13 protein-coding genes are annotated in these 12,654 nt (G+C 40.5%); 3 read left to right on the top strand and 10 right to left on the bottom strand.

Translation table 11 applies throughout. The annotated features are described in order from the left end of the window. Window positions 1–79: 79 nt before the first annotated feature. The 4 genes from HC643_RS11135 to HC643_RS11120 form a co-directional block, all read right to left on the bottom strand. On the bottom strand, window positions 80–547 hold the full coding sequence (locus tag HC643_RS11135) for a DUF3574 domain-containing protein (protein WP_038072532.1): 468 nt from the start codon (window positions 545–547) through the stop codon (window positions 80–82). Window positions 548–1,166: 619 nt separating this feature from the next. Beyond that, on the bottom strand, window positions 1,167–1,964 hold the full coding sequence (locus tag HC643_RS11130) for an ABC transporter permease (protein ID WP_050045676.1): 798 nt from the start codon (window positions 1,962–1,964) through the stop codon (window positions 1,167–1,169). A 6-nt stretch (window positions 1,965–1,970) separates the two neighbouring features. Continuing rightward, the gene (locus HC643_RS11125) at window positions 1,971–2,768 is read right to left on the bottom strand and encodes an ABC transporter permease (RefSeq protein ID WP_038072531.1); all 798 of its coding nucleotides are present in this window, start codon (window positions 2,766–2,768) and stop codon (window positions 1,971–1,973) included. A 38-nt stretch (window positions 2,769–2,806) separates the two neighbouring features. Next, a complete protein-coding gene (locus HC643_RS11120) occupies window positions 2,807–3,760 on the bottom strand; it encodes an ABC transporter ATP-binding protein (protein WP_038072529.1) in 954 nt (317 codons plus the stop codon). Between the two features lie 378 nt (window positions 3,761–4,138). Here HC643_RS11120 and aspS point away from each other — a divergent pair, with 378 nt between their 5' ends. Next, entirely contained in the window at window positions 4,139–5,437 is a 1,299-nt protein-coding gene (gene aspS, locus HC643_RS11115; RefSeq protein ID WP_038072527.1) for an aspartate--tRNA(Asn) ligase, read from the top strand. A gap of 136 nt (window positions 5,438–5,573) precedes the next feature. On the opposite strand, the gene HC643_RS42080 is transcribed toward aspS, so the two are convergent. Then, window positions 5,574–5,705, bottom strand: coding sequence for a hypothetical protein (locus HC643_RS42080; RefSeq protein WP_272899735.1), 132 nt, complete (start codon window positions 5,703–5,705; stop codon window positions 5,574–5,576). 244 nt (window positions 5,706–5,949) lie between these two features. On the opposite strand from HC643_RS42080, the gene HC643_RS11110 reads away from it, so the two are divergent. Further along, window positions 5,950–7,875, top strand: a complete 1,926-nt coding sequence (locus HC643_RS11110; RefSeq protein ID WP_038072525.1) for an iron uptake porin — start codon at window positions 5,950–5,952, stop codon at window positions 7,873–7,875. A gap of 136 nt (window positions 7,876–8,011) precedes the next feature. Here the strand turns inward: HC643_RS11110 and HC643_RS11105 are convergent, their stop codons facing one another. Next, a complete protein-coding gene (locus HC643_RS11105) occupies window positions 8,012–8,209 on the bottom strand; it encodes a hypothetical protein (RefSeq protein ID WP_137986264.1) in 198 nt (65 codons plus the stop codon). Window positions 8,210–8,366: 157 nt separating this feature from the next. Here HC643_RS11105 and HC643_RS41320 point away from each other — a divergent pair, with 157 nt between their 5' ends. Continuing rightward, window positions 8,367–8,513: a hypothetical protein gene (locus HC643_RS41320; protein WP_153021455.1), complete on the top strand. Its 147-nt coding sequence runs from the start codon at window positions 8,367–8,369 to the stop codon at window positions 8,511–8,513. A 22-nt stretch (window positions 8,514–8,535) separates the two neighbouring features. Here HC643_RS41320 and HC643_RS11100 read toward each other — a convergent pair whose 3' ends face one another. From HC643_RS11100 to HC643_RS11085, 4 genes are all read right to left on the bottom strand, one after another. Next, window positions 8,536–8,820: a hypothetical protein gene (locus HC643_RS11100; protein WP_050045675.1), complete on the bottom strand. Its 285-nt coding sequence runs from the start codon at window positions 8,818–8,820 to the stop codon at window positions 8,536–8,538. A gap of 448 nt (window positions 8,821–9,268) precedes the next feature. After that, the gene (locus HC643_RS11095) at window positions 9,269–9,871 is read right to left on the bottom strand and encodes a cytochrome c oxidase subunit 3 (protein WP_038072520.1); all 603 of its coding nucleotides are present in this window, start codon (window positions 9,869–9,871) and stop codon (window positions 9,269–9,271) included. A 100-nt stretch (window positions 9,872–9,971) separates the two neighbouring features. Beyond that, a complete protein-coding gene (gene ctaD / locus HC643_RS11090) occupies window positions 9,972–11,630 on the bottom strand; it encodes a cytochrome c oxidase subunit I (RefSeq protein ID WP_038072518.1) in 1,659 nt (552 codons plus the stop codon). A gap of 92 nt (window positions 11,631–11,722) precedes the next feature. Then, window positions 11,723–12,643: a cytochrome c oxidase subunit II gene (locus tag HC643_RS11085; RefSeq protein WP_038072516.1), complete on the bottom strand. Its 921-nt coding sequence runs from the start codon at window positions 12,641–12,643 to the stop codon at window positions 11,723–11,725. Between the last annotated feature and the right edge of the window lie 11 nt (window positions 12,644–12,654).

The raw sequence follows: 12,654 nt of genomic DNA, 5'->3' as shown, positions 1-12,654 counted from the left end.
CTAACTTTTGCTTGCCATACCCATCATTTTCAACGTGAACGAAGGTAACAATATCAAAATCTTGCGATCGATTGATTTATTAGAAAGATACGCATGATAGTTCATCAACACGCAACACAGACTCTTGTTGAAAATTTTTTACATATGCCTGTCGAATTTGTTGAATTTTTCGGTTACTGTCACTGTTAAAAGGATAAAGTAATATTAAAAGCTTCGACCCTTCTTTGACAACTATTTTACGCGAATTCTTGAATTGACCCTTACCAGTTAACAAGGTTAGCCCATCAGGAAAAAGAGGTGTAACTTCATTGTCTATGAAAAACTGAAATTCTTTTTCGTTCACCCTTGAGCCGTCTGATTTTGATAAACCAAACAATAGCTCGGTTCTCGTAAAACTTTTTCCATTCAACTGATTCTTACAAAAGCTATTTATGTAAGTTTCTATGTCAGAAGATTTCTGATATATACTTATTGCTAATGCACAGTTAAAAATGAGTCCAATGCCTAAAATAAATCCATATGTGTTGTAGGATATTTTGAATTTCATAACGTTATCTATATATAAACGTCCGCTTAGAGTCTCCGGAGGAGACTCGCTTGATTAACAATATCCAGTCAAGAAGCGAAATAAACATAACGTATTCTTTCAGGATTTTTTCTGACAATTGAGATTTCTATATTGACTAATTAAGTAGGTGGGCGCTAAAAAACACAACTACATTAAGAAATGTAAATCATTTAAAAGCTTAATCTTTAAAGCATTTGTGACACTTTACATAAGTTTATATAGTTCGGTTTAATTGTGCCTACCTACTTAGATAAAATAGAATATGCAGTTAATGCTTAAGTTTTAGCGATCTTATGTCTACATTTTTTAGCAATCATACTTTTTAAATTCTCAATTTTAACATTAGTATTGGCACAAACAATTAAACCAATATTTTATAGATATAAAATAATATTCTATCTCGGCCAACTATATTAATATACAAAGAAAAATAGTAAATTTCGTAATGTTTTGAACTGATTTTGCCGAGTAAATTATCAATTGCGACAAGTAGTATGAGCAACGCTAAATAAGATATCGAAGGTAGCTCGACGATTCAAAACAAGGGATGGATACTCCACCCATCCCACAAAATAGATAGTTTAGTTTTTGGCAATCTCTAACCACGCATATTCAACAGATTTCCAGAAGAGTAGCGACGCAATCCGCAATAAAATACACCTATTCCTATTAACAAGACTACAGTAGAGCCAACAACTGCTAGCAAAGCCTGTACCAGAGATACCTCCTGCAAAGCGGTAACAGGTAAATAGCTAACAAAACCAGCAGGAATTAATGTATATAGTAGTACTTTAACCCAACCCTCGAATAGAGTCGGTGGGTATGTACTGAAGGTAATCAAAGAATTTCTCCATTGCTGGGTCAGCCCTTCAGAATTACCTAAGTAAAAACTCAAGCTTCCTGTCAGAACGCTAAAACCTACAAACAATGCGGCTGCTGAAACTGTCAAGACAGCAAACATCAGAAAATGTATGATATCTGGCTTGACAAAGAATACATAAATTCCATACCCAAATAACAAATCTCCCCAAGATGTAGCATTCATCTGACCCAAAAGCAAATGCGGCAAAAGAGTACGGGGATATGACATCCACACATCTAACTGCCCTTGGACAATTAAATTGGTGAGTAACCAAGCATTACCGTAGATAGCATGAGCTAAACCAAAACCTGCTGATGACATTGCCCAAAGAGTTATAACATCCTGTATTGTCCAACCTCGCAGCACCGGAAAGCGTGTGAAGAACAAGCACCAAAATATTATCCATATGGTGTTATTTAAAATCATTGCTACCACTTGGGTGATAAATGCCCCACGATATTCCAAGTGAGCATTTAAGTTAAGGCGAACATATGCTGCTGCTAATTGTAAGTAAGAAAGTAAATTTGATAACATTTTCCCTTACCCTCCATTGGCATGAATGCGTTTGACTGCTGTACGATACACGCAAGTCACTAATAAACCCAACACACCTATTGCGATACCTTGTTTGAGTAATAGTTCACTGGCAAAAGTGAGGTCGGGATTGACAAACAAACGAGCCGGACCGTATAAAATACTGGCAAAGGGCAGAGCTTTTAATAAAGGTTGCCATTGCTCGGGTAATAAATCTAGAGGAAGAAGCATTCCACCTAAAATCATCATAATTCGGCTGTAAATCAGCATTAACCCTGAAGTATTTTCCAGCCAAAAAGCTGCTAAGCCAACTGAAAAGGTTCCTAAGAAATCCAACACAAATGCTAGTGGCAGTGCTAGTAGAAACAAAAATAAACCTGTCAAACTTATGGGGATGAATCCGACAAATAACAACACAAGCCCTACTGTTACTGCCATATTCAAACTGAAGCGGACTATTCGCTCGCCTAAAGTTGTCCACAATCTATATAAGGGGTAAGATACGGGACGTATCAGTTGTATTGCTAGCGCTCCTGTTCTGACATCGTGGTCTACTTCTTGAGCAATTGGCGGATTTGAAAGCACAATAGACTCAGTAATACCCAAATACCATATCATTTGAGAGAGCGTTAACCCTCCCAATTGTTCGGCATTTGTTTCTGTATAAGTAACGCGCCAAAGTTGCAGGAAAATATAGAGTATTACAAAGAGAAAAAGCCCTCTAGATGCTACTTCTCCTATGTAAGCAAGGTTGGAACGAGCGGCTGTTAAGCCAATCCATATATATTTATTCAGGCTGTTCATTTTACAAGTTTGCGTGTATCAATTAGACCCATTCAGATCTAAAATTTTTGAGAGTAAATGTGCGCGATCGCTTCTTCTAAAGGAGGGTCTTCAATAGCAATATCGGCTACAGAACCTGCTTGCAGAATTTGGCTCATCACTGCTTCGATTGGAGTGATGCGGGTGTTAACCTCTAGCTTGAGAGCATACTCACTTTTTTGCATGAAGGAGACACCCGGTATGGTTAGATCGGGAATCGAGTGATGAAACCTTACACTGAGAATTTTCGATTCAAGATACTGACGGCGCATAGCTGTCACTTCATCATCGAGTACGACTCGCCCGTGATTGATTACAACAACTCGTTGCGCGACTCGTTCAATATCACCCGTATCGTGACTGGTGAGGAATACAGTTAAACCTTCATTGCGATTCCACTCACGGATCAAATCCCGCAATTCCTGGCGGGCAATAACGTCAAGACCAATAGTTGGTTCGTCAAGAAACAACAATCGCGGTGAGTGGAGTAAGCTGGCTGCAACTTCCGCTCGCATCCTCTGACCTAATGATAGTTTGCGTACTGGAATGTTCCAAAATGGTGAGAGGTCAAAACGTTGAACGAGTATGTCCCGGCGCTTTATGTACTCGTGGCGGTCTATATTATAGATCCGGGCTAATAACTCGAGAGTGTCACGGGGCGGAAGGTGATACCATAATTGCGATCGCTGTCCAAAGACAACTCCTATCTGATAAGCAAGTTCGCGACGATTGCGCCAGGGATTGAGACCTAACAATCTTGCAGTTCCAGACGTAGGGTGTAAAATACCCGTTAGCATTTTGATAGTGGTGGATTTTCCCGCACCATTGGGACCGATGAAAGCGATCGCTTGACCTGTAGGAACGCTTAAACTGATATTATCTACTGCGACAATTTCCTTACGGACTTTGTTGAGTCCCCAACCGGGAGTCAGGGTAAACGTTTTGCGTAAATTTTCTAATTCTAAGGCTGCCATCTACGATAAACCTCTTCCGGCGGCTTTGTGCTACAATTGTAATACAACAAGATTTAACGTGATTTCGGAATTATGAATAGCAGCACTTAGCAAAAAATTTGCTAAAATTCATTAAACTCGTAGAAGACGAAAGACCCGTCTGAGAGGTTCGCTCGAACAGGAAATCCAATAGAAGTGAAAAACTGTTGAGATAGGCATTAGTAGCGCGAAACGTCACTGCAACGACACTGCAGCAATTAAGTGCCACATTCTTGTGCTGAGAAGCAAAAAAGTTAAGTTTGTGGAAGCTGGATGGTACCGCCGTTGTTATGGTTCCAGCAATTAAACAATACAAACCTCATTTGATGGTCATTTGTAGTTTTTTGCGGACTATAGCATATGGTAAATAAGGAACGGGTACCGATCGATTCTCTTAACCCATCAGTTTCAGAACAGGTTTTCATTCGGGGATGGATATACCGTCTTCGAGAACTGGCGAAAACAACTTTTATTATTCTCAAAGACTGTAGCGGAGAGATTCAGTGTGTTGCAGATTCAGCATATACGCGATCGCTCTCTTTAAAACTCGATCAACCAGTTGAAATTAAGGGTTGGGTCAAACCCGATTCTCGTTCTTCCAGGGGTTTTGAGATAGAAGTCACTGAAGTTTTTGTTTTCAATCGAGTCTCTCATTGTCTTCCCTTTAATTCTTCGGAGGACATTTCTGAAATTGGCATTGACACAATTTTGGCTTATCGTCCTCTATCACTTCGCAATCACAGCGTTGGCGATATTTTTAGGATACAAGCAGCAATTCTGCATTATTTTCGTCAATTTCTATGGGAAAAGCACTTCACTGAAATTGTCACCTCCAAAATAGTGTCTGGTGGAACAGAAGGAGGGACGAATTTATTTGAAATTAAATATTTTGAACGTTCTGCTTACCTTGCTCAAAGTCCCCAGTTTTATAAAGAGCAAGGGGTAGCTGGATTGGAAAGAGTTTTTGAAACGGGTCATGTTTACCGTGCGGAACCCCACGCGAGTAGCCGTCATCTCACAGAATATTACTCTCTAGACCTTGAACTAGGCTTCATCGAGCAACCCGAAGAGGTTATTCAGTTGGAGAAAGAACTCTTGACTTACATTTTTGAAATGCTTAATGAGAATTACGGGGATATCATCAAAAGATATCGCTCTCAGCTTTTGCCGAAAATGACGAAAGTCCCTATTTGGGAATTTCAAGAGTGTCTTGAGCGACTCAATCAATTTTACAATCGCACTGACTTAACAGACGACCTAGATCCAGAGGCTGAACGCCAACTTTGTCAGCTTGCAGAAGCTGAAACTGGTATAAACGCTCTTTTTGTGATTGGCTTTCCACTATCAGCCCGTCCATTTTACACTTACCCTAGAGGTAACAACGGAGCGTCTCAAAGCTTTGACCTTCTTTTTGAGGGTATTGAAATTACAACTGGAGGGCAAAGACTGCATAAACGTGAGGATTTAGAACAAGCACTTCGCCAGCGTGCGATCGATCCCATATCTTTTGAAAATCATTTACAGATGTTTGATATGGGAATGCCGCCTCATGGTGGATTGGCTATTGGTTTAGAAAGACTCACTTCACGAATCTTGAGTCTTCCTAGTGTAAAACAAGCAACTCTTTATCCAAGAGATAGATATCGGATTTCACCCTGAAATAAGTAAGCGGGCAAGAAAAACCAAACTGTTTAACGATCTCGCCTTACAGCGAACACATTATGTTGCTAAGGTGCTGCGTTCCATATCTAATTTGCATATTAAACTGTAGAGGCGCTTTAGGTAACGTGCTGCCTCAGCTACACAAGCGATCGTCTGCCTGCATGAACTTGATATGAAGTCCGCAAAGGCGGGCGATCGTTTGTATAGAACCGATCTCAATCTCTTGGTGTTTTTTCCAAATTAGAGTGCTCTCTTTGGAAAGCATATTTTCGAGGTTTAGGCAATACTTGAAAAAAACCAAACGGAACGGTCTTAATAGTAGCTTGATTAAGGCTTACCCAAGCAACACATATTCTTAATATAAAGTATTTTGAACAAAATTTTGTGCAAGTCATCAGAAAAATGCAGTAACCTTAGTAACTTTCTGTTGTAAAATCTTCAAAGAGTTTACTTAAGTTGTAGTTTGTAATAATTACAGTTAAGTTGTCGCTATGTTGTGAGGAGTTACCATGAAGAAATATCTGCTAGCCTGCGGTGGCGGAGCCACTTTCTTGTGTCTGTTTGCTAAAATATTGCCCGTACAAGCTAGTGTTAATTATAAAATAGCAGACGACGAACAGGCGTTAATAGATCCGGAGAACTTAGCAAATTTTAACATTAGTAGTACTCAGAACGCAAGCGAGTTTTTTGATGGGAATATTGTACCCAATGTAACCCAAGCAGAATTTATTGTATCCCAACAACAAGACTTACCCGTTATCAAACAACAGTCAGAAAATAGAGATTTAGGGCAGACCATTGCTCCTACATCTCCAGTTTTACCTGTCTCAAAATCTTCACAAGGAGAAAGTTCGGCACAAGTTACATCTGTATCGCAACTGTCTGATGTAAAGACTACAGACTGGGCTTTTCAAGCATTACAATCTCTCGTAGAGCGTTATGGTTGTATTGCCGGTTATCCAAATGGCACTTATCGGGGTAACCGTGCTTTGACTCGTTATGAATTTGCGGCTGGTTTAAATGCTTGTTTGGACCGAGTCAATGAACTGATTGCGACAGCAACTGCTGATTTGGTAAGAAAAGAAGATTTAGTGACTTTGCAGAGATTGCAAGAAGAATTTACTGCGGAATTAGCAACACTGCGAGGTCGGGTAGATGCTGTAGAAGCTCGTGCCGCTGAATTGGAAGCCAATCAGTTTTCCATAACAACCAAACTCAATGGAGAGGCTATTATTGCAGGGATTGGTGCTACAGGGGGTGCTCCCGGTCGAGATGACCCCAATATTATTTTGACGAACAGAGTGCGGTTAAACCTCAATACCAGCTTCACTGGCAAAGACTTATTGATTACTGGTTTGCAAGCGCATAACTTTTTAGGTGGTGTAACCGGTAATGGTAGCCTTCAACAATCTTTAGGTTTGGCTTCAAATCTACTCAATGCTAGCAGCGCACGTGTAAGTTTTGAACCCCAATTTCCCGGTTTTGATGTTAAGACATTAACCTCCACCGGTGCGAACGATATTGAGCTTTACAAACTGCTTTACATCTTTCCTGTTGCCAATCAATTAACTTTGTTTGCTGGTCCTGCAGCAGAAGTATCCGATGCCTTTCCTGCAGTTACGCCTTTTTACGGTGAAGGGCAAGAGTCTATTTCTCGCTTTGCAGGTTTAAACCCTGTAGTACGTGTCTCCGGCGGTACTTCTGGTTCGGGTTTGGCATCAGCAGCAGGATTCATTTTTAATATCTCAAAGCAGTTGGATTTAAGGGCTTTGTATGGTAGTGCAAATGCCAACATTGTAAGTTCAGGTGCGGATATACAGCCTGGGGTTTCTAACACGCCTTTAGGTGCAGGTGTATTTGGTGGTAGTTCGGTTGTGTCAACACAGTTAACCTTTAGACCGAGCAATTCCCTCGATTTTGCTCTAAACTATGCCCACAGTTATCACGAAATCAATATCTTGGGTACGGGATTGACGAGTAGTGATATTGGTGCCTTAGCTAATGTTCCTTTAGGAATACCAGTTCAATTGAACTCTGTTGGTGGTACAGTCACGTGGCGGGTTTCCCCAAAAGTTGCTTTTTCTGGATATGGTGCAGCTATATTTGTGGATGATTCTTCTGGTCGTGTGGATGCTTCTACCACTTTCACAAGTTGGATGGCTGGGCTTCACTTTAGCGATTTATTTGGAAAAGGGAATAATGCAGGCATTATTTTTGGACAGCCACTTTATCGTACCTCTGCCGATGGTGATGCTCGACTGGCCGATGCAGGTGTAGATCGTGCCGTTCCCTACCATTTAGAGGCATATTACCGTCTCAAAGTCAATAACAATATCAGCATTACCCCTGGTGCTTTTGTTCTCTTTAATCCAGAAGGTGATAGCAGAAACGACACAACAACAGTCGGCGTACTTCGTACCACTTTGACATTTTAGCCTTAAGCCAATATGTAAAGACGCGCCAAAGCGCGTCTTTACAGCGTACAAACAAAAAAAGTTATATGTTAAAGTCCAACAGAAAAAATGAGGATAAGATATCTACTTTTAGCACGATAATGAGAATATACTCTGGCTAACCCCCTACTTCATATAAAGGAATTTCATCAGGATTGCCAATTAAATGCCAGAAAAGAGCAATGTCACCCGCAGCACTAGCGATAAACTCTAATTGCTCTAGTGTTGCACCATTTTCCATTTCTACCAAAAAGTTTTTTGCAGCTAGGATAGTGTTTTGTTGAGCCAATGCTTGCCGACTGTGCCGTCTAACCATTTTTGTTTCACTCAAAAGCATTTAATGCAAATCTTATTTATAGGATCGTCAAATTTCGTTTTACCATGCATCAATCCTAGGTACAATACCCAGAGGTCTAAGTCTTACAGAATTTCTCTCGGTTTTTTACCCATATCCTTGGGCGTATTGTTTTTGTTTGGACAAGTTAGCTTATCCACTGACGGAAAACACGGAAAACAAAAGATATTTGCTGAACGGTAACAACCGTCCAGCAAAAGTTTACTTGCTGGCTATCAAGGGAATAGTTGCTGTTCAGTTTGAGGTCAATCCAGAACCACTATGAATAGATTCACTTGCTGATGGACTCAAGCAGACTTTAATGAACCGTTCTCCTTAATGAGATAAGCAAGACGAGAAAAAGCACTATGGATTGCTTTCCCAGACTCCTGGTGTTCTGGACTATCTAAATAATCTTTTGCTACAGCATCTAGTAACGAGGAGACAACTAAAAGTTTTTCCTTGTCTGTAGTAGCCGCTTGAAATTGTTCTACAAAAGTTGCTACCTCTGTTGCTGTTAATGGCTGTTCGGGAAGGAAGCGTTTTCCTCCCTCTCTTCTGTCTCCCCCTCTATGTGGATTTTGTTCAGTCATAATGCACCCTTGGTCATAGTTCAAGTAGATACTACCCAATTTACGGCATTTCCGATCGGAGTTTGCGATCGCTCTTGATTTTCATTAAGTCTTCTTGAAGAATTAACATTCACACTATCCACAAGATCGGACACCAAAGAGAAATCGACGAGTTATTTTTCTTTAAGTTATTTGTTAAATGATATCTTGCACCTACACACTCGTTGGGCGTAGCTATACAAACGAAAAGGGCACTACACAGGCTATAAATTAATATTTTTCGTGTTATTAATAAAAATACATATTTATTAAAAATATAAAAATTAAATGTTAACACTTTTGTGCATTTTAGGAATCAAAGGAAAAGATATAGCGTACTTGAATGTATTAATTTTTGATAGAATAAGTTCGCTTGGCTCGCCGACTTTTTCAAGAAGTCGGCGAGCTTACAGCTTTACAGTCAATGGAATTATTGCCAGAGATAAATAAGGATAAACAAAACAATCCAAATGACATCAACAAAGTGCCAAAATAGTGAAGTGGCATTGACACCAAAATGCCCTGAATCGTAGTTACCAGGAAGAAAAGAGCGACCAAGAACAATCAATTGTAATAAAATACCAGTGAAAACGTGCAAACCGTGGAAGCCAGTTAAGAGATAGAACATTCCACCAAAAACTCCCGTGGTAAAACCAAAGGAGAGATGGCTCCATTCAATTGCTTGTCCTACAAGAAAGTAAGATCCCATTGCAATTGTTAGCAAAAGAAATATGCGAAACTTTGTCAAATCATGACGTTGAAGAGCACGTTCTGCTAAGTAAATGACAAAGCTACTGGATACAAGAACTACTGTGTTAATTGCAGGCTCTTTAATTTCTAACCCTGGAACACCAGGAGGTAACCAGTCTATGGCAGTTGTTTTGTAAATAGCATATCCTGCAAAGAAACTGAGGAAAATAAAAGTCTCTGAGATCAAAAACACAATGAAGCCAAACATTTTGTTGCCTTCTTCATCGTGAGTATGCCCGTGCGCGACATGATGTAACTCTTCTGAAATGATGGAACTATCCATTTAATAAAATCTCCTTCAAATATTAGTGATTAATGGTTAGTAGTTAGTTGTTAGGGATTTTTCTTCTCACAACCAATAACTAACTACTAACTGCTAACAATTAGTGTTTTGCAACTAATGGTTCAGATTTACCGTAGCCGTAAGGTTCAGATACGACAATTGGAAGTTCTTCAAAATTCTCTACAGGAGGTGGTGAAGATACCAACCACTCCAATCCAATTGCTCTCCAAGGATTATTAGGCGCTTTTGGACCGTGCATCCAAGCAGCTACCATATTGATAATGAAGGGTAAAGTAGACATACCTAAAAGAAAGGCTCCAATACTAGCAATAATGTTCCACATTTCATACTCTGGAGCGTAAGAAGAAACTCGACGCAGCATTCCTTGCAATCCTAATGGATGCATGGGGAAAAAGTTGAGATTGGTACCAATGAAGGCAAGCCAGAAGTGAAGTTTACCCCAGCCTTCATAGTACATACGTCCGGTCATTTTAGGGAACCAGTAATAAATCGCTGCGTATAATCCCATGGTTACTGTGCCATACAGTACGTAGTGGAAATGACCTACCACATAATACGTATTATTGACATGGACATCAATTGGAACTGAAGAAAGGGTAATACCAGTAATGCCAGCAAAGACAAACAGTATTAATGCACCAAACGCAAATAGCATTGGCGTATCAAAGCGCAGTTTACCGCCCCAAATCGTCGCAGTCCAAGCGAACACTTTAATGCCAGTCGGTACAGACACAAACATTGTTGTTAGCATGAAAAGCAACCGCATCCAAGCAGGAGTTCCACTGACAAACAAATGGTGTACCCAAACTATACCGCTCACTCCAGCAATAACAAGGGATGAAATAGCTACAACTTTATAACCAAATAAAGGTTTGCGAGAAAAAGTTGGAAAGATTTCTGAAAAAATACCGAAAACTGGCAGGATGATGACATAAACAGCAGGATGGGAGTAAAACCAGAAGAAGTGTTGGAAAAGAATGGGATCTCCTCCCTTCACCGGATTAAAAAAGCTAGTTCCAACTGTTAAGTCAAATAAGAGCATGACTGCACCTGCTGTTAATACAGGCAATCCAAACAGTTGAATAATTTGAGCGCTTAATACTGCCCAGACAAAAACAGGCATGCGGAAAAATGTCATCCCTGGTGCTCGCATCTTGAAAATAGTGGTGACGAAGTTCACCGCCCCCATAATTGAAGAGACGCCTGATACGGCTACTGCCAATAACCAGATAAATTCACCATTGATAAGATGACCGGTTGGGTTTTGCAAACTGATAGGAGGATAAGACCACCAACCTGCTTGTGCAGGTCCGCCTGGAACTAAAAAACTTACCATCAGGAGAATAGCTGCCACTGGTACCATCCAAAAGGCAACAGCATTAAGTCTTGGAAATGCCATATCTTGTGCCCCAATCATCAAGGGAACAAGATAGTTAGCAAAACCTGCTAAAACAGGGAATGTCCAACCAAATAGCATTACCGTACCGTGCATGGTGAACATGGCGTTATAAACGGTCCGGTCAATAAGGTCTGATTCTGGAGTAATCAATTCCCCACGAATGACCATTGCAAATATGCCACCTATCAAAAAGAGAAAGAAAGCAGTGACAATGTACTGAATTCCAATAACTTTATGGTCAGTACTAAAGCTAAAATATCGCTTCCAATCTGATGCAGCTGCTTCATGGTGAGAAACCTCACCAACCACGCTGATATCGTTTACAGAAATATTTGCCATTGTATACCTGTTGATTGCTCATTGCTAGTTGCTAATTGCTAATTGCTAATTGCTAATTGTTCTTGTATTAGCCCTTAGTCATTAGCCATTAGCTAATTACTGTAATTAACTAGAGGGGGTTGTGCGGGAACTACAGTTTCCCAACCCGATCTCACTGGCTCTTTGAGTGCTTGAGCATACTCCGCAGCTGCTTGGTTGCTGGCAGGAGATGGTTTTTGCATCGCTGCTTTTGCGAGCCACTTTTTATAGTCTTCTGAGGATTCAACAACCACATCTGCTTGCATGGTTGCAAAGTAAGTACCGCTAAATTCGGAATCGGTCAAGCTGTATTTACCTGGGCGGATAGGTGTAAATTCAAAATCTATTTTGCGTTGAGGAATAATATCTTGCTTGACTCGAAAAGCAGGAATATAAAAGCCATGGAGAACATCTTCTGACCGCATTGCTAAACGAATACGATGATTTACGGGTAAGTGCAGTTCGGTGCTGGTCACTCCTGTTTCTGGATATCGGAACACCCAAGCCCACTGTTTGGCATCGACTTCAATGTCTTCAACTGGTATCGCATTCGTATTTTTTGCATTCTTGTTGGCAGGTGCCGCATATGCTGATTCTATTCCCATTGGCATATGCACGTGAACAGCTTCCATGGGTCCTTGAATTCCCATTTGCTCGTAAATTTGGTAGCTGTATCCAGCAATCCAAAATACCAACAAGACAGGAATTGCCGTCCAAATAACTTCTAAAGTTACATTTCCTTCAATTGGAGGACCGTCACTCGTGTCATACCTCTCAGCTCTATGGAAAAGAACTGAATACGTCAGTGTACCTGTGACTCCAAGGAAGATAAATGCTCCTAATGTTACCAAGAAGCTAAATAATTCATCAAAGAGTCGCGATTCTGCTGCGGCTTGAGGAGGTAGCCAAGAATATGCCTGTTGTCCTATCCAAAGACTAGCAGCAGTTAAGGCGATCGCGATCGCGCTCAAGATTAAGATATTTCGGGTTTTCATAGTGACAAAGC

This window comes from Tolypothrix bouteillei VB521301 (assembly GCF_000760695.4).
Lineage (GTDB): Bacteria > Cyanobacteriota > Cyanobacteriia > Cyanobacteriales > Nostocaceae > Scytonema > Scytonema bouteillei_A.
The sequence above is the reverse complement of the archived record's forward strand: the minus strand, read 5'-3'. Positions and strand labels throughout refer to the sequence as shown.